Origin of the sequence: Streptomyces sp. TG1A-8 (genome assembly GCF_030499535.1) — a bacterium.
Classification (GTDB): domain Bacteria; phylum Actinomycetota; class Actinomycetes; order Streptomycetales; family Streptomycetaceae; genus Streptomyces.
In genome coordinates, this window is the sequence record NZ_JASTLB010000001.1 from 3175217 (window position 1) to 3192412 (window position 17196).

The 17196-nt window shown below is 70.9% G+C and carries 13 protein-coding genes and 3 pseudogenes; 10 read left to right on the top strand and 6 right to left on the bottom strand.

Annotated elements, in window-relative coordinates:
- Positions 1 to 58 precede the first annotated feature (58 nt).
- Positions 59 to 1183, top strand: coding sequence for a DNA integrity scanning diadenylate cyclase DisA (gene disA, locus QQY24_RS13670; protein ID WP_301972968.1), 1125 nt, complete (start codon positions 59 to 61; stop codon positions 1181 to 1183).
- Between the two features lie 46 nt (positions 1184 to 1229).
- Positions 1230 to 1916, top strand: a complete 687-nt coding sequence (locus tag QQY24_RS13675) for a hypothetical protein (protein ID WP_367657997.1) — start codon at positions 1230 to 1232, stop codon at positions 1914 to 1916.
- Here the strand turns inward: QQY24_RS13675 and QQY24_RS13680 are convergent.
- Together QQY24_RS13680 and QQY24_RS13685 are read right to left on the bottom strand one after the other, a co-directional pair.
- Positions 1913 to 3063, bottom strand: a pseudogene (locus tag QQY24_RS13680) (IS630 family transposase). The gene QQY24_RS13675 and the pseudogene QQY24_RS13680 sit on opposite strands and share 4 nt — an antisense overlap.
- Positions 3064 to 3263: 200 nt before the next feature.
- Entirely contained in the window at positions 3264 to 4103 is an 840-nt protein-coding gene (locus tag QQY24_RS13685) for a hypothetical protein (protein WP_301972969.1), read from the bottom strand.
- A 182-nt stretch (positions 4104 to 4285) separates the two neighbouring features.
- Here QQY24_RS13685 and QQY24_RS13690 point away from each other — a divergent pair, with 182 nt between their 5' ends.
- The 5 genes and pseudogenes from QQY24_RS13690 to cseC all read left to right on the top strand — a co-directional run bounded on the left by QQY24_RS13690 (position 4286) and on the right by cseC (position 8753).
- Positions 4286 to 5161, top strand: a complete 876-nt coding sequence (locus tag QQY24_RS13690; protein ID WP_301972970.1) for an A/G-specific adenine glycosylase — start codon at positions 4286 to 4288, stop codon at positions 5159 to 5161.
- A 274-nt stretch (positions 5162 to 5435) separates the two neighbouring features.
- Positions 5436 to 5975 carry a SigE family RNA polymerase sigma factor gene (locus tag QQY24_RS13695; protein WP_301972971.1) on the top strand — a complete coding sequence of 180 codons (540 nt, stop codon included), beginning with the start codon at positions 5436 to 5438 and terminating at the stop codon, positions 5973 to 5975.
- Positions 5976 to 6016: 41 nt separating this feature from the next.
- Positions 6017 to 6609: pseudogene (locus QQY24_RS13700) on the top strand (hypothetical protein).
- A gap of 81 nt (positions 6610 to 6690) precedes the next feature.
- A complete protein-coding gene (gene cseB, locus QQY24_RS13705) occupies positions 6691 to 7383 on the top strand; it encodes a two-component system response regulator CseB (RefSeq protein WP_301972972.1) in 693 nt (230 codons plus the stop codon).
- 11 nt (positions 7384 to 7394) lie between these two features.
- Positions 7395 to 8753 carry a two-component system sensor histidine kinase CseC gene (cseC, locus tag QQY24_RS13710; protein WP_301972973.1) on the top strand — a complete coding sequence of 453 codons (1359 nt, stop codon included), beginning with the start codon at positions 7395 to 7397 and terminating at the stop codon, positions 8751 to 8753.
- Between the two features lie 150 nt (positions 8754 to 8903).
- Here the strand turns inward: cseC and QQY24_RS13715 are convergent, their stop codons facing one another.
- Entirely contained in the window at positions 8904 to 10496 is a 1593-nt protein-coding gene (locus tag QQY24_RS13715; protein WP_301972974.1) for an MDR family MFS transporter, read from the bottom strand.
- A 125-nt stretch (positions 10497 to 10621) separates the two neighbouring features.
- On the opposite strand from QQY24_RS13715, the gene QQY24_RS13720 reads away from it, so the two are divergent.
- Positions 10622 to 11221 carry a TetR/AcrR family transcriptional regulator gene (locus tag QQY24_RS13720; protein WP_301972975.1) on the top strand — a complete coding sequence of 200 codons (600 nt, stop codon included), beginning with the start codon at positions 10622 to 10624 and terminating at the stop codon, positions 11219 to 11221.
- 125 nt (positions 11222 to 11346) lie between these two features.
- Here the strand turns inward: QQY24_RS13720 and QQY24_RS13725 are convergent, their stop codons facing one another.
- Positions 11347 to 11898: a M23 family metallopeptidase gene (locus tag QQY24_RS13725; RefSeq protein WP_301972976.1), complete on the bottom strand. Its 552-nt coding sequence runs from the start codon at positions 11896 to 11898 to the stop codon at positions 11347 to 11349.
- A 456-nt stretch (positions 11899 to 12354) separates the two neighbouring features.
- On the opposite strand from QQY24_RS13725, the pseudogene QQY24_RS13730 reads away from it, so the two are divergent.
- Positions 12355 to 12978 (top strand): annotated as a pseudogene (locus QQY24_RS13730) (HAD family acid phosphatase).
- A 66-nt stretch (positions 12979 to 13044) separates the two neighbouring features.
- Here QQY24_RS13730 and QQY24_RS13735 read toward each other — a convergent pair.
- A complete protein-coding gene (locus QQY24_RS13735; protein ID WP_301972977.1) occupies positions 13045 to 15570 on the bottom strand; it encodes an ATP-dependent Clp protease ATP-binding subunit in 2526 nt (841 codons plus the stop codon).
- A 431-nt stretch (positions 15571 to 16001) separates the two neighbouring features.
- Here QQY24_RS13735 and QQY24_RS13740 point away from each other — a divergent pair, with 431 nt between their 5' ends.
- Positions 16002 to 16712 (top strand): SCO3374 family protein, encoded by a 711-nt coding sequence (locus tag QQY24_RS13740; protein WP_301972978.1) that lies wholly within the window; start codon positions 16002 to 16004, stop codon positions 16710 to 16712.
- On the opposite strand, the gene QQY24_RS13745 is transcribed toward QQY24_RS13740, so the two are convergent.
- Positions 16691 to 17026 (bottom strand): Lsr2 family protein, encoded by a 336-nt coding sequence (locus QQY24_RS13745; protein WP_301972979.1) that lies wholly within the window; start codon positions 17024 to 17026, stop codon positions 16691 to 16693. The two genes, QQY24_RS13740 and QQY24_RS13745, sit on opposite strands and share 22 nt — an antisense overlap.
- Positions 17027 to 17196: the final 170 nt, after the last annotated feature.

Below are 17196 nucleotides of genomic sequence, written 5' to 3' on the forward strand. Positions count from 1 at the left end.
CCGTACGAACCGAGTGCGCACGACGGCAGCGCCCAGAACCTGCGACCGGAGGAGTGCAGTGGCAGCCAACGACCGGGCAGCAGCTCCCGGAAAGTCCGGTGGGAGTGCCGGTACCGATGGCCTGATGCGTGCCTCCCTGAGCGCCGTGGCGCCCGGTACGGCCCTGCGTGACGGCCTCGAGCGCGTGCTGCGCGGCAACACCGGCGGACTCATCGTGCTCGGCTCCGACAAGACGGTCGAGGCCATGTGCACGGGCGGGTTCGTCCTGGACGTCGAGTTCACCGCCACCCGCCTGCGCGAGCTGTGCAAGCTGGACGGCGGCATCGTGCTCTCCTCGGACCTGTCGAAGATCCTGCGGGCCGGCGTGCAGCTCGTGCCGGACCCGACGATCCCCACGGAGGAGACGGGCACGCGGCACCGCACGGCGGACCGGGTGAGCAAGCAGGTCGGCTTCCCGGTGGTGTCGGTCTCCCAGTCGATGCGGCTGATCGCCCTGTACGTGGACGGCCAGCGGCGCGTCCTGGAGGACTCCGCGGCGATCCTGTCCCGCGCGAACCAGGCACTGGCCACGCTGGAGCGGTACAAACTGCGGCTGGACGAGGTCGCGGGCACCCTGTCGGCGCTGGAGATCGAGGACCTGGTCACCGTCCGGGACGTGTCGGCGGTCGCGCAGCGGCTCGAAATGGTCCGGCGCATCGCCACCGAGATCGCCGAGTACGTGGTCGAACTGGGCACCGACGGGCGTCTGCTCGCGCTCCAGCTGGAGGAGCTGATCGCCGGCGTGGAGCCCGACCGCGAGCTGGTGGTGCGGGACTACGTCCCCGAGCCCACCGCCAAACGCTCCCGCACGGTCGCGGAGGCGCTGCTCGAACTGGACGCGCTGAGCCACGCGGAACTGCTCGAACTGGGCACGGTGGCGCGGGCGCTGGGCTACACCGCCTCGCCGGAGAGCCTGGACTCCGCGGTGTCCCCGCGCGGCTTCCGGCTCCTGGCCAAGGTGCCCCGGCTCCCGGGCGCCATCATCGACCGCCTGGTCGAGCACTTCGGCAGCCTGCAGAAGCTGCTCGCCGCGAGCGTGGACGACCTGCAGGCCGTGGACGGTGTCGGGGAGGCCCGGGCGAGGAGCGTGCGGGAGGGGCTGTCGCGGCTGGCCGAGTCCTCGATCCTGGAGCGGTACGTCTAGTGCTCTGACCGCATACCTTCGCCGGGTTGAGCGGGTGTGGGGCCATATGGATGCCATCTGCCTGGCCGAGGCATCCGCCTATGCTCGGCTCGTGCAGCCGCTTTCCGACAGCAGCAATCCGTTGATCACGGCGTTCCCAGCTGAGCTTGCAGGCGATGCCGAGGCAGTTCTGGCGTTGGTGCCTGCTTCTCGGCTCCAGCCGCATGCCTCGTTCTCGGTTGTTGTAGAGGGCCAGCAGGTTTTGATCCCTGGGCGCCTCTACAACGACGAGCCGCCGACCGACGCGGTGGCACCGCTTTCGTCGCGCCAACGGCAACTTCTGCACTGCCTGTACTCACGGCACTGCGACGGGGTGGTCAGACAGCGTCACCTGGAAAAGATCGTTGGTTCCACGGACCCATGGGTCGTCCCCTTCGTCGTGCAGCTGGTTGGCGAGTACGTCTTGGAGATCCTGGTCGTTATCTGCGATGAGCTCCGTGATCTCGCCATGCCCGGCACCGGCGGCCACCTCGCTTACGGGCAGTTCATCGTGGACAACCCTGCCTTCTTCGCGCGCACTCAACGGCGGGTCGTGAGCTACTGGAGCTGCTACTACCGGGGCACCTACACGAGTTTTCGGGGCTACCCGGGGTGCACTCTTCTTGACCTCCTACGGTCCGCTGCCTCCGACACAGCAGGGCATCCCTGGCCCAACCTCGCTCCCGCCGGCGCCAGGGCGGACGGCTGCTGCTAAACCTGGCCGGGCAAGGTCGCAGGACGGTCAAGCGGCTCGGCGAGGGGACGTCTGCCCCAACGGATGCCCTTCTCGCTGCGGATGCGAGCGCGCTCGCGGCGCTGGGCTGCCAGCACGTCGGGTGACGGGCATTCGCGTTGCGCCAGCGCAGATAGGCGTGCAGGGTCCGGGTCTGCACGGTGTGGTTGCGGTGGTTGGAGTTGGCGATGGTGAACTGCCGCAACGGCCCGAAGTGCGCCTCGATTGGGTTGGCCCAGGACGCGTATGTCGGGGTGAAGCACAGCTCGACGCGGTTCTTCTTCGCCCAGCAGCGGATCGCCTCGCCCTTGTGGGCGGAGAGGTTGTCCAGGATGACGTGGATGGGGGCGCCGTCCGGCCGGGCGGCCCGGATCGACCTGAGCGCGGCCAGTGTGTTCGTGGCGCCCTTCTTGCGGCGGTTGATGCCCCAAAGCGTGTCGTCGCCGACCGAATAGCAGCCGTGGAAGTATCTGACGCCGTGGGTGCGGTGGTAGGTCGCCGGGTGCCGCTCGGGGTGACCGGCGGGGGCCCAGCCCGCACCGCCGGTGGGGCGGATGCCGAGCGGGCCGAACTCGTCGAACGCGAAGACCCGGTCCGGGAAGCGGTCCAGGACCTCCTCGATCCGGTCCAGCTTTGCCTCGCGGTCGGGGTCTGGGGACTCCTTCCACGTCTTGGTGCGCTGGAAGGTGATGCCGCGGCGGGCGAGCAGACGGCGTAACGCCTCGCGGCCGATGCGGATGACCCGCCCATGGACTTTCCGCAGGTAGGCCAGCAGTTTGCGGATGGACCAGCGGGTGAAGGGCTGGCCGAGCTTGGTCGGGCGGGTGGTGGCAGTCTGGACGACGAAGTCCTCGTCGTCAGGACTGAGCAGGCGGGGACGGCCTCCCGCCCACCGAGGGTCCAGACAGGCCATGCCGATCTCGTTGAACTGGTGGATCACATCCCGGACGGTGTCCTCGTCGGCCTGCACCAGTTGGGCGATCACCGGGACCCGGTTCCCGCCGGCTGACGCCAGCAGCATCATCGCCCGTCGGAAGCGCACCGAACTGGTGCTGCCCCGGCGCACGATCTGCTGCAGCTTCTGCCCCTCCTGGTCGGTCAACCTGCGCACGCGGACAGGCTCAGCCACCGCACCCCCAGCACTCGGATCGGACGTCACCACACATCCAACCGTCCCGACCACCAACCCGGTGAACCAATGTGGTCAGAGCACTAGCTCCACGCCGTGCGCCCGCTGCGCGGGCGCACGTGCGCGGACCCTGGCCCCGCGCGGCCGGCCGCGCGGTTCCCCGCGTCCCCGGACGCCTGCCGCCCGGCCGGTCCGCCGGACTAGTCGGCCGACAGCACGAACGAGGCCTGTGCCTTCGCGAATCCCGGCGCCTTGGCCTCCAGCAGGTACGTCCCCGCCTTGGCCGAGCCCGCCGCGGGGGTCGCGCAGTGCGCGGCGCTCGGCCTGCGGTCCCACTTCACCGTGTAGGTGATGCTCTGCCCCGCCGGTACCCGGAACACCAGGCTCGCCGCGCCCTTGGGGCAGTCGGCGGACGACCAGTAGTCGTCGCTGCTGTCGGCCGGCGTGATCGTCAACACCGCGTGCTTCGGCCCGAGATCGACCTTGCAGTCGGTGGACGCCGTGTTCCTCGCGGTGAGTTCGAAGGTCGGCGTCTGGTCCGGCGAGTACGAGTTGTGCAGGCTGCGCAGGCCCAGCGAGACCGCCCCGGAGGTGCAGGCGGGCAGCGAGGAGGACGCCGGCAGCGCGTCGCCCGCACCGACGCCGCCGGAACCCGGGCCCGAGCCCGTCCCCGCGCCCGAGGAGCCGTCGCCCGAACCGCCGCCGGCCCCCGACCCGGACGCGCCGGAGCCGCCCGTGCCGTTCGAACCGGAACCGCCCCCCGGCCCGGAGGCACCGCCCCCGGAGCCCGAGCCCGACTCGTCGCGCCCGCCCGGGTGCTGGCTGATCGCCGGCCCGGACGAGGACGGCCCGGGGGTGATCGTGGACGCGGGATTCTTGCCGTTGGACCCGTCGGCCCCGTTCTTGCCGCCCCCGCCGCCCGACACCGTGATCCAGGCGATCAGTAGCGCCAGCAGGGCGACCACGGACAGCAGTACGCCCCTCCGTCGCCAGTAAATGGAGGAGGGAAGCGGCCCGACCGGATTGCGCAGAGATCCCACGGCGCAAACTGTACGAGAGATCGCCCCGCATGCTCGCGTCACCCGCCGCCGCGACATCAACTTTTCCGGATCATCATCCCGGCAACTGCCCCGGGAAACAGGGGCCTTTCACCTCTCGACACACTCCGTCACCGGGCCGTCACCCTCCATGTCCGTTCCGGTCGTGGGAGGATCGGAAGGCCATGACTGAGAAGCTCCACGCCCCCGTGATCTCCTGGTTCGACACCCACGCCCGCGACCTGCCCTGGCGCCGCCCGGAGGCGGGTGCGTGGGGCGTGATGGTCAGCGAGTTCATGCTCCAGCAGACGCCGGTGAACCGGGTGCTGCCCGTGTACGAGCAGTGGCTGGCCCGCTGGCCGCGCCCCGCCGACCTCGCGAAGGAGGCGCCGGGCGAGGCGGTGCGCGCCTGGGGCCGGCTCGGTTACCCGCGCCGCGCCCTGCGGCTGCACGGCGCCGCCGTCGCCATAACGGAACGGCACGGCGGAGACGTGCCGACGGACCACGCCCAGTTGCTGGCGCTGCCCGGGATCGGCGAGTACACGGCCGCCGCGGTGGCGTCCTTCGCGTACGGGCAGCGCCACCCGGTGCTGGACACCAACGTGCGCCGGGTCATCGCGCGGGCGGTGACCGGGGTGCAGTACCCGCCGAACGCGACGACGGCGGCCGAACGGCGGCTGGCCCGCGAGCTGCTGCCCGAGGACGAGCGGACCGCCGCCCGCTGGGCCGCCGCCTCCATGGAGCTGGGCGCGCTGGTGTGCACGGCGAAGAACGAGGGGTGCCCGCGCTGTCCGATCGCCGCGCAGTGCGCCTGGCGGCTGGCGGGCAAGCCGGAGCACGCGGGACCGCCGCGGCGCGGGCAGACGTACGCCGGCACCGACCGCCAGGTCCGCGGCAAACTGCTCGCGGTGCTGCGGGAGGCGCACGCGCCGGTGCCGCAGGCGGTGCTGGACCGGGTGTGGCACGAGCCGGTGCAACGCGCCCGCGCGCTCGACGGACTCGTCGCGGACGGTCTGGTGGAACCGCTGCCGGGCGGCCTGTACCGGCTGCCGCTGACCTGACGTCCGGTGGGCGCGGGGCACCGGGGACTTCCGTCACGGCCCCCGCCGCCGGTCACATCACCACATGACGGGACATGGAACCCGACCGCCCTACCCCGTTCCTCCTTCCGTTACACAACCGACGGACAGCCGATTGCCGGCCGCGGGCTGCTCCGCACACCCCCGTGACAACCGTTCCGTAGCTTCTTCCACGTGCCCGGCGGATCACGGGCCGGCGGACAGCGGGACTTCGGGCGCGAGCCGGAGCGAAACGGGGAAACGGAGGCGGTCGATCATGGCGCAGGGCGAGGTGCTCGAATTCGAGGAGTACGTGCGCACCCGGCGGGAGGCGCTGCTGCGCAGCGCCCGCCGGTTGGTCCCGGACCCGGTCGACGCCCAGGACCTGCTGCAGACCGCGCTGGCCCGGACGTACGGCCGCTGGGACGGCATCGCCGACAAGCGGCTCGCGGACGCCTACCTGCGCCGGGTGATGATCAACACCCGCACCGAGTGGTGGCGGGCGCGCAAGCTGGAGGAGGTCCCGACCGAGCAGCTGCCCGACGCGTCCGTGGCGGACGTCACCGAGCAGCACGCCGACCGCGCCCTGCTGATGGACGTCCTGAAGGTGCTCGCGCCCAAGCAGCGCAGTGTCGTCGTGCTGCGACACTGGGAGCAGATGTCCACGGAGGAGACCGCCGCGGCCCTCGGCATGTCGGCCGGAACGGTCAAGAGCACGCTGCACCGGGCGCTCGCCCGGCTCCGCGAGGAGCTGGAGGCCCGCGATCGGGACGCGCGCGTACTGGAGCGGGAGGAGCGGAAGCGTTGCGCGGCCTGACCGGGGCCGGGCCCGGCCGGGCCCGGAGCAGGGCACAGGTGGTGATCGCGGCGGCGGCCGCGCTCGCCGCCCCCGCCCTCTTCACCGCCGCGTGCGGCACCGGCGGCACGGGCGCCCGGGACGAGGGCCCGGCGCACGCCTCCGCGGTGGCCGGCGCCGCCTCCCCCCGCCCAGCCCGTCCGGCACCCACCGGCGGGTGGACGCCGTGACGCTGATCAGGAAGGACCCGGCGGTCTCGGGGACCGTCAAGCGGGAGCTGCGGCCGTGCAACGGCGACGAGTACCCGGTGGACGTCTCCTACGGCGACCTCACCGGCGGCTCCGTGGACGATGTCGTCGTCAACGTGCTCACCTGCGGTGACGCGGTCGGCATCGGCTCGTACGTGTACCGTGACGAGGGGGGCACGTACCGGGACGTCTTCCGGAGCGAGGAGTCCCCGGTCTACGCGGAGATCGACCAGGGCGTCCTGACGGTGACCAAGCAGGTGTACCGCAGGGGCGACCCGATCTCCAGCCCCTCCGGTGAGGACGTGATCCCCTACCGGTGGAGGGCGGGACGCTTCGCCCAGGGGCACGTCACGCACACCGACTACAGCAACGTCGGCAGCAGCCCGACCCCCGTACCGGACGGCTGAGCGGCCCTCGGGGAACCCCCGGCCGCCCCCGCCCACGACCGCACCCCCTCACCACACCACCTGAGGACTGAGAGCACCGGGATGGCAGACCAGACCCACGTCCTGTTCGTCGAGGACGACGACGTCATCCGCGAGGCCACCCAGCTCGCCCTGGAGCGGGACGGCTTCGCGGTCACCGCCATGCCCGACGGGCTGTCGGGGCTGGAGGCGTTCCGGGCCGACCGCCCCGACATCGCGCTGCTGGACGTCATGGTCCCCGGCCTGGACGGGGTCAGCCTGTGCCGACGGATCCGGGACGAGTCGACCGTGCCCGTGATCATGCTGTCGGCGCGCGCCGATTCCATCGACGTCGTCCTCGGCCTGGAGGCGGGCGCCGACGACTACGTGACCAAGCCGTTCGACGGTGCCGTCCTGGTCGCCCGGATCCGCGCGGTGCTGCGCCGGTTCGGACACGCGGGCGGCGTCCGCGGCGAGGCCGGGGCGGACGGGGGCGTGCTGACCTTCGGCGAGCTGGAGGTCGACACCGGGGGCATGGAGGTGCGCCGGGCCGGGCAGCCGGTGGCGCTCACCCCGACCGAGATGCGGCTGCTGCTGGAGTTCTCCCACGCGCCGGGCACCGTGCTGTCCCGGGACAAGCTGCTGGAGCGGGTGTGGGAGTACGGCTGGGGCGGCGACACCCGGGTCGTGGACGTCCACGTGCAGCGGCTGCGGCAGAAGATCGGCCAGGACCGCATCGAGACGGTCCGTGGCTTCGGCTACAAGCTGAAGGCCTGAGCGGGGCGGGCGTGCGGGCGGTGATCGGGCGCCGGGTGCGGCGCGTGGAGCGGGCGGGTCTGCGGACCGGACTGCGCTGGAAGCTGAGCGCGGCGATCGCGCTGGTGGCCGGGCTGGTGGCGGTCGCGCTGAGCCTGGTCGTGCACAACGCGGCCCGGGTCTCCATGCTGGACAACGCCCGGGACCTCGCCAACGAGCGCGTCCAGATCGCCGAGCGCAACTACGAGCTGTCCGGGCGGCCGAACTTCCCCAGCATCAGGATCGACGACCCCGAACTGCCGGCGGCGCTGCGGGAGAAGGTCCAGCGGGGCCGGCGGGCCAGCGACGTCTCGGACCCGGGGGGCGGCTCACCGGACATCTGGGCGGCCGTGCCGGTCAAGAGCGGGCACGTGCTGTCGCTGCACAGCCACGTCCCGGACCGCAGCACGGACATCATGAAGGACCTCGACCAGGCCCTGGTCATCGGCTCCATCGCGGTCGTGCTCGGCGGCAGCGCGCTCGGTGTGCTGATCGGCGGGCAGCTCTCGCGGCGGCTGCGGAAGGCGGCGGCCGCGGCGGGCCGGGTCGCCAAGGGCGAGACGGACGTCCGGGTGCGGGAGGCCATCGGCGGGGTCGTGCGGGACGAGACCGACGACCTCGCGCGCGCGGTGGACGCCATGGCGGACGCGCTGCAGCAGCGGCTGGAGGCCGAGCGGCGGGTCACCGCGGACATCGCGCACGAGCTGCGCACCCCGGTGACCGGCCTGCTCACGGCCGCCGAACTGCTGCCCCCCGGCCGCCCCACGGAACTGGTCCTGGACCGCGCCAAAGCCATGCGCACCCTCGTCGAGGACGTCCTGGAGGTCGCCCGCCTCGACGGCGCCTCCGAACGGGCCGAGCTGCAGGACATCATGCTGGGCGGGTTCGTGGCGCGGCGCGTGGCGGCCAGGGACCCGGACGCCACCGTACGGGTGGTGCACGAGTCGGAGGTCACCACCGACCCGCGCCGCCTGGAACGGGTGCTGTTCAACCTGCTCACCAACGCCGCCCGGCACGGCAGGCCGCCCATCGAGGTCACCGTCGAGGGCCGGGTGGTCCGGGTCCGCGACCACGGCCCCGGTTTCCCCGAGGAGCTGCTGGCCGAGGGGCCGAGCCGGTTCCGCACCGGCAGCCGGGACCGCGCCGGCCAGGGCCACGGCCTCGGTCTGACCATCGCGGCCGGCCAGGCCCGTGTGCTGGGCGCCCGCCTGACCTTCCGCAACGTGCGCCCGGGGGGCGCGCCCGCGCACGTCCCGTCGGAGGGCGCGGTCGCCGTCCTCTGGCTCCCGGAGCACGCCCCCACCGACACGGGCAGCCACCCGATGCTGCCGCTGCCGGGCACCGCCGGCTGAGCCGCCGTCCGCCCCGATTCCAGGCCGGGCGGGCCGGTCCTGCCGGGCGGGCCGGGCGATCCGGTCCGGACACGGCGAAGGCCCCCGGGGCGGACACCACCGGGGGCCTTCGGTCTCGCGGGGCGGGCCGGACCGCCTCGGCCCGAGTGGTCAGACCGCCTCGATCAGCGGTACCGGAGCCGCGTCCGTGCCGTCCTCCGACGGCTTCTGCGGGCCGCTCCTGAGCGGGACCTCCTTGACGAACAGGGCCGCGACCAGCACCAGGACGGCGATCGCCGCGCCGAGCAGGAACGCCGCGTGCGTGCCGGAGGAGACCGCGTGCTGGTAGGCCTCGCGGACCTGGACCGGGAGCTTCGCGAGGCTCGCCGCGTCCAGTTGGGCGGACTTCTCGGTGATGTTCTTGCCCAGTGCGCCGGCCCGCTCGGACATGACGTCCTGGACCCGGTGGTTGAACAGCGCGCCCATGACGGCCACGCCGAAGGAGGAGCCGAGCGTGCGGAACAGGGTGGTGGACGAGGAGGCCACACCCATGTCCTTCATCTCCACGCTGTTCTGCGCCACCAGCATGGTGATCTGCATCAGGCAGCCCATGCCCGCGCCCAGCACGGCCATGTAGAGGCCCGAGGTCAGGCGCGTGGTGCCGGTGTCCATCAGCGACAGCAGGTACAGGCCGACGACCATCAGCACGCCGCCGGTGATCGGGAAGACCTTGTAGCGGCCGCTGTTGGTGGTGACCCGGCCGGCGACCATCGAGGTCACCAGCATGGCGCCGAGCATCGGCAGGAGCAGCAGACCGGAGTTGGTCGCGGAGGCGCCCTGCACCGCCTGCTGGTACAGCGGCAGGAACAGCGTGGCACCGAACATCACGAAGCCGGTGACGAAGCCGATGAAGGACATCAGCGTGAAGTTGCGGCTCCTGAAGATGTGCAGCGGCAGCACCGGCTCGGCGGCCCTGGTCTGCCAGACCACGAATCCGACCAGCGTGGCCACGCCGATGCCGATCAGCTCCATGATCCGTGCGGACGTCCAGGCGTACTCGGTGCCGCCCCAGGTGGTGACCAGCACGATCGAGGTGATGCCGACGGTCAGCAGGATGACGCCGAGGTAGTCGATGCCGGCCTTGGACCGCTTCCTGGGCAGGTGCAGCACGGCACTGACCAGCGCCAGCGCCACGGCGCCCAGCGGCAGGTTGATGTAGAAGGTCCAGCGCCAGCCCCAGTTGTCGGTGATGGTGCCGCCGACCAGCGGGCCGCCGATCATCGCCAGCGCCATGACGCCGGCCATCATGCCCTGGTACTTGCCCCGCTCCCGCGGTGGTATGAGGTCACCGATGATCGCCATGACGCCGACCATCAGACCGCCGGCACCGAGGCCCTGGACGGCCCGGAACCCGATCAGCTGGCCCATGTCCTGGGCCATACCGCTCAGCGCGGAACCGATCAGGAAGATCACGATCGAGCTGAGGAAGGCGCCCTTGCGTCCGTACATGTCGCCGAGCTTGCCCCAGACGGGGGTGGACGCCGCGGTCGCCAGGGTGTACCCCGTCACCACCCAGGACAGGTGTTCCAGGCCACCCAGCTCGCCCACGATCGTCGGCATCGCCGTACCGACGATCATGTTGTCGAGCATCGCGAGCATCATCGCGATCATCAGCGCGAGCAGGACGACCCGCACGCTCCTCTGCTTCTTCTCCGGCTGGTCCGGTTTCCCCGGGCCCGTCACGGATGTCGGTGTGTCCGCCATCTCTCCCCACTCCCCCTGGCGGCCGATACTTACCTGCCGCCCGGCTAGCTCGTTACACTGGGAAAGTAGCCTTGTCATTAGCCGGTCGTCAAGTAAGTTTCCGCGGAAGCGCGAGGAGTACGAGGATGGGCGTCACCATGGACGGCACCAAGCAGCAGCGCCGCGGCAACACCCGCCAGCGCATTCAGGACGTGGCGCTCGAGCTCTTCGCCGAGCAGGGTTACGAGAAGACCTCCCTGCGCGAGATCGCCGAGCGTCTCGACGTCACCAAGGCGGCCCTGTACTACCACTTCAAGACCAAGGAAGAGATCATCGTCAGCCTCTTCGAGGACCTGACGAAACCGATCGGCGACCTGATCGAGTGGGGCCGGCACCAGCCGCACACCCTGGAGACCAAGCAGGAGATCGTGCGGCGCTACAGCCTGGCGCTGGCCGGCGCGGAGCCGCTCTTCCGCTTCATGCAGGAGAACCAGGCCACGGTGCGGGAACTGCGCATCGGCGAGACCTTCAAGGACCGGATGCGCGGCCTCAGGGACATCATCATCGACCCGGAGGCGCAACTCGCCGACCAGGTCCGCTGCATCAGCGCGCTGTTCACGCTGCACGCGGGGATGTTCATGATGCAGGACCTGGAGGGCGACTTCGAGAAGAGGCGCGAGGCCGTCCTCGAAGTCGCCGTGGACCTGGTCACGCAGGCGCACGGCAGCACCCACGGGGGGGCCTAGGGACGCCGGCCGTTCCCGCCGCCCCGCAGCGCCCCGGTGCCCCGGGAACACCCGCAGGCCCCCCGGAACCCAAAGGTTCGGGGGGCCTGGACGCGACGGGCCCGCGGGCCCGGGAGCGCCGGGCGTCAGACCGTGACGCCGTGGGAGCGCAGGAAGGCGACCGGGTTGATCGCGGAGCCGTAGTTCGGGGTCGTGCGGATCTCGAAGTGCAGGTGCGGGCCGGTGGAGTTGCCGGTGCTGCCCGACAGGGCGATGTGCTGGCCGGTCCGGACGACCTGGCCGATCCTGACGTCGATCCGGGACAGGTGCGCGTACTGCGAGTAGGTGGTGTTGCCGTGCTTGATGACGACGGCGTTGCCGTACGCGGGGCCGTCACCGGCGCCGTTGGAGCCGGCCTTGACGACGGTGCCGCCGTGCGCCGCGACGACCTCGGTGCCGGTCGGCACCGCGAAGTCCTGGCCGCTGTGCTTCGCGACCCAGTGGCTGCCGGCCTGGTTGAAGCCGGCGGAGAGCGTGTACCTCTTCACCGGGTCGACCCAGGAGGTGGCGGAGGGCGCGGCGGCGCTCGCGACCCCGGCCCCCAGCACGGCCGTGGCGCCGACTCCGGCGGCCAGGGCGGCCACGCGGGCACGGGGCGAGGACGTACGGGAAGAACGGGACGTGACGCGCTGGAACATCGAGACCTCGTGAACTCGGGGACAGACGATTCACCCGCCGTACGGACGTTCGCCGGACGGGACTCGTCATTGGTAACCCCTCATCCCATCCACCTACAAAACGCAGATCTACGGCGATGCGTAGTAGACGGGTGCAAAAACGCCCACTTCTTGACAGAGGCCCCACCTTTGGGTGCCAACCCCGCCGACATGGCGTTTTGGCCGAGCACTCGCGGAACTAAATCCCATTTTGTCCATATTTAAGATCCCACTATCCCGGTTAGTAACGGACATATCGCCTGTGCGGCTTGTCACCGGCCGCATAACCCGCGGGATCCATACATGTGACGCAGGCCTCTATGCACCTACCGCCCGGTAACCCTACGGTTCCTCTCGCACCACCCCCACCAAAGATCATGCCCCTGCCAGTCCACCGTTCAGGCCGCGCAGCGTACGGACGTGAGAGGACCCCCACCGATGACCAGACGCCCCTGGACGCACCGGATATCCGTCACCGCCGTCTGTGGGGCCGCGCCGGCCGCGCCGGCCGTCCCGGCCCAGGCCGCCCGGAAGCCCGGGCGCGGCCCCGAGCGGCACGGCCGCCACCACCGCCGTGGTCGACCACGCCACCCGGCAGCGGGACTGCCGGGCGGTCATCGACCAGGCCCTGCCCCGTCTGCGGGACCGCATCGCCGCCGCCGGGCCGGGCGAGAAGCAGGCGGTCGTGTTCGACGTCGACGACACCGTGCTGGAGACCGGCTTCAGCTTCCCGCAGCCGGCCAACCAGCCCGTGCTCGACGTCGCACGGTACGCCCAGCAGCACGGCGTCGCGCTGTTCTTCGTCACCGCCCGCCCGGGCATCATCGGGGCGCCCACCGGGTGGAACCTCGAGCACGACGGCTACCGGTCTCCGGGCTCTCCGGCCGTGGCCTCCTCGACCTCTTCAAGGACGTCGCCGCCTACAAGACCGCCCAGCGCGCCGGCATCGAGGACAAGGGCTACACGATCATCGCGAACATCGGCAACAGCGCCACCGACCTCTCGGGCGGCCACGCCGAGCGGACGTTCAAACTGCCCGACCACGACGGTCGGTTGCCGTAGGCCTTCGTGGGCACGCGAAAGGGGCCGGTGCCTCGGCACCGGCCCCTTTCGGCGTCGCCGTGACGCCTACGCGTCCTTGCTCAGGTTCGGTCCGGCACCGCCGGCCGCCTGCTCGATCGGCGGGACGTCCGGCAGCGCCGACTTCTCCTCGCCCCGGAAGGTGAAGGTGGTGGCGTCGCCCTCGCCTTCGGTGTCCACGACCACGATGTGACCGGGACGCAGCTCGCCGAAGAGGATCTTCTCCGAGAGCGTGTCCTCGATCTCGCGCTGGATCGTGCGACGCAGCGGACGCGCGCCCAGCACCGGGTCGTAACCCTTCTTGGACAGCAGTTCCTTGGCGGACTGGGACAGCTCGATGCCCATGTCCCGGTCCTTCAGGCGCTCGTCCACCTTGCCGACCATCAGGTCGACGATCCGCAGGATGTCCTCCTGCGTGAGCTGCGGGAAGACGACCACGTCGTCGACGCGGTTGAGGAACTCGGGACGGAAGTGCTGCTTCAGCTCGTCCGACACCTTGTTCTTCATGCGCTCGTAGTTGGTCTTCGTGTCACCCGAGGCCGCGAAGCCCAGGTTGAAGCCCTTGGAGATGTCCCGGGTGCCGAGGTTGGTCGTCATGATGATGACCGTGTTCTTGAAGTCCACGACCCGGCCCTGGGAATCGGTCAGGCGACCGTCCTCCAGGATCTGCAGCAGCGAGTTGAAGATGTCCGGGTGGGCCTTCTCGACCTCGTCGAAGAGGACGACGGAGAACGGCTTGCGGCGGACCTTCTCGGTCAGCTGGCCGCCCTCTTCGTAGCCCACGTAACCGGGGGGCGAACCGAAGAGCCGCGACACCGTGTGCTTCTCGCTGAACTCCGACATGTCGAGGGAGATCAGCGCGTCCTCGTCACCGAAGAGGAACTCGGCGAGCGCCTTGGACAGCTCGGTCTTACCGACACCGGAGGGACCGGCGAAGATGAACGAGCCACCCGGACGCTTCGGGTCCTTCAGACCCGCGCGCGTACGGCGGATCGCCTTCGACAGCGCCTTGACGGCGTCGACCTGGCCGATGACCCGCTTGTGGAGCTCGTCCTCCATGCGCAGCAGACGCGAGGACTCCTCCTCGGTCAGCTTGAAGACCGGGATGCCGGTGGCCGTGGCGAGGACCTCGGCGATCAGCTCGCCGTCGACCTCGGCGACGACGTCCATGTCGCCGGCCTTCCACTCCTTCTCCCGCTTGGCCTTGGCGGCCAGGAGCTGCTTCTCCTTGTCGCGCAGGGAGGCGGCCTTCTCGAAGTCCTGCGAGTCGATCGCGGACTCCTTGTCCCGGCGGACACCGGCGATCTTCTCGTCGAACTCGCGCAGGTCCGGCGGAGCGGTCATCCGGCGGATGCGCATCCGGGAACCGGCCTCGTCGATCAGGTCGATGGCCTTGTCCGGCAGGAAGCGGTCCGAGATGTACCGGTCGGCCAGGGTGGCTGCCTGGACCAGGGCCTCGTCCGTGATGGAGACGCGGTGGTGCGCCTCGTACCGGTCGCGCAGGCCCTTGAGGATCTCGATGGTGTGCGGCAGGGACGGCTCGGCGACCTGGATGGGCTGGAAGCGGCGCTCCAGGGCCGCGTCCTTCTCCAGGTGCTTGCGGTACTCGTCCAGCGTGGTCGCACCGATGGTCTGCAGCTCACCGCGGGCCAGCATCGGCTTGAGGATGGAGGCCGCGTCGATGGCGCCCTCGGCGGCACCCGCACCGACCAGCGTGTGCAGCTCGTCGATGAACAGGATGATGTCGCCGCGGGTGCGGATCTCCTTGAGCACCTTCTTCAGGCGCTCCTCGAAGTCACCGCGGTAGCGGGAGCCCGCGACCAGCGCACCGAGGTCCAGGGTGTAGAGGTGCTTGTCCTTGAGGGTCTCGGGCACCTCGCCCTTGACGATGGCCTGCGCGAGGCCCTCGACCACGGCGGTCTTGCCGACACCGGGCTCACCGATGAGGACCGGGTTGTTCTTCGTGCGGCGGGACAGCACCTGCATGACCCGCTCGATCTCCTTCTCGCGCCCGATGACCGGGTCGAGCTTGGACTCACGGGCGGCCTGGGTGAGGTTCCGGCCGAACTGGTCCAGGACGAGGGAGGTCGAGGGCGTGCCCTCGGCCGGCCCGCCGGCCGTGGCGGTCTCCTTACCCTGGTAACCGGAGAGCAGCTGGATGACCTGCTGCCGCACCCGGTTGAGGTCTGCGCCCAGCTTGACCAGGACCTGGGCGGCGACGCCCTCGCCCTCGCGGATCAGGCCGAGCAGGATGTGCTCCGTGCCGATGTAGTTGTGGCCCAGCTGAAGGGCCTCGCGGAGCGACAGCTCCAGGACCTTCTTGGCACGGGGGGTGAAGGGGATGTGCCCGGACGGGGCCTGCTGGCCCTGACCGATGATCTCCTCCACCTGCTGGCGGACCGCCTCAAGCGAAATGCCGAGGCTCTCCAGGGCCTTAGCGGCGACACCTTCGCCCTCGTGGATGAGACCCAGGAGGATGTGCTCGGTGCCGATGTAGTTGTGGTTGAGCATCCGGGCTTCTTCCTGAGCCAGGACGACAACCCGCCGCGCGCGGTCGGTGAACCTCTCGAACATCGTTAATCGCTCCTCAGAGCGGTCAGGCAGTGGGGGGAACTTCCCCTCCCTGTCCTTCCGCAGCTTAGTCCCGCAAGCGGGGACCGCTCATTCCAACTGCCGACACCGTCGATGGCCTCCTGACCCCGAACGCCGACATCTGCTCCAACCCGATGGTGCGAGACGATGTTCCCGCAGGCCAGACAGTTACCCCAGTCGCCAGTACGCCGATGGCGAACGTGAGACGGCCTTCCCCGCATGTCGCCCCCCTCCCACTAGGCATGTCTTACCCGCGGTGACGGACGGTCCATGCCACGTAGCCCGGTTCCCTCCGCTACGGGCGAACAAGCCGACGCCTCCCCCGCCCCTCACGTCCCGCCCGGACCGCCACTTTCCGTGGCATATGGGGCGCTCAACGTAACCTGCGGGTCCTCGCGGCGGTTGCACGGGGCATGGCCGGCCCGGTCCCCACGACCTCCGCGGTACCCCTCCCCCAGCGCCCCTCGGGCCCGGGGCCGTCCGGACGCCCTGACGGCCCGGACGGCGGGCGGCCCGGCCCGGACGCCCCGGCCCGGCACTGGTACGAGAACGTCCTGGGGTGGCCGACGGTGCCCGGGCGGCCGCTGCGGCTGGCCACGGGGGTGCGGTTCGACGTGCTGGACGTGCCGGCCGAGGCGGGCGCCGCGGCGCTCGGGCACCTCGCGCCGGGGTCTCCGGTGGCCCTGTGCGGAAACCGGATGCGGCTGCTGGTGGCCGCGGGCAGCGCGGAGGAGCTGCCGGGGATGCTGGACTGGCTGGAGTGGGGCGCGCTGGCGCTCGACCTGCGGGCCGTGGGCGCCGGCGGTGCGACGCGGGCGCCGGTTCCGCCCGGGTGGGGCCCGGCCGGACCCTCACCGCTTCCCGGCCGCCGCCACGAGGAGGGCGCGGGGAACGGCCGCGCGGGGTCCGTACAGGGGGCCGCCGTGTGGCTGCGGCCCCCCGCGCCGGGGTGCGGGGCCGGGGCCCCGCTGCCGGCGCTGCCGGCCGTGGGGTGCCCGGGAGGCGCCCCCGATCTGGTACGCGTGGTGGACACGGTGGCCGCGCGGTGCCACCGGATCCGGCTGCGGCGCGCGAACACCCGTCCGCCCGCCGGCCGACGGGATCAGCCGTTGGCCTTCTCGTAGGCCTCGCGGATCGACGCGGGAACGCGGCCCCGGTCGTTGACCTCGTAGCCGTTCTCCTTCGCCCAGGCGCGGATCGCCGCGGTGTCCTGGTTGCCGCCGGAAGCGGCGCGCGCCTTTCCACGCCCGCCCGAAGCACGGCCCCCGGTACGGCGACCGCCCTTCACATAGGGGTCGAGAAGGTCGCGCAGCTTGTCCGCATTCGCAGTCGTGAGATCGATCTCGTACGTCTTGCCGTCCAGCGCGAACGTCACGGTCTCGTCCGCCTCGCCGCCGTCGAGGTCGTCGACAAGAAGGACCTGAACCTTCTGTGCCACCGGTTTTCCTTTCATCGATAACGTGAGGACCCAGGGGGTGCGGTGCCCACCCGTTTCACCGCCCCTGTTATATGCGGTACTGCAGTACGTTGGAAAGCAAACCGCTTTTGCCGGAAAAACACAAACCCCCGGGAGTGGTTCAGGGGACCGTCCGGTCCCGGAAACGTACG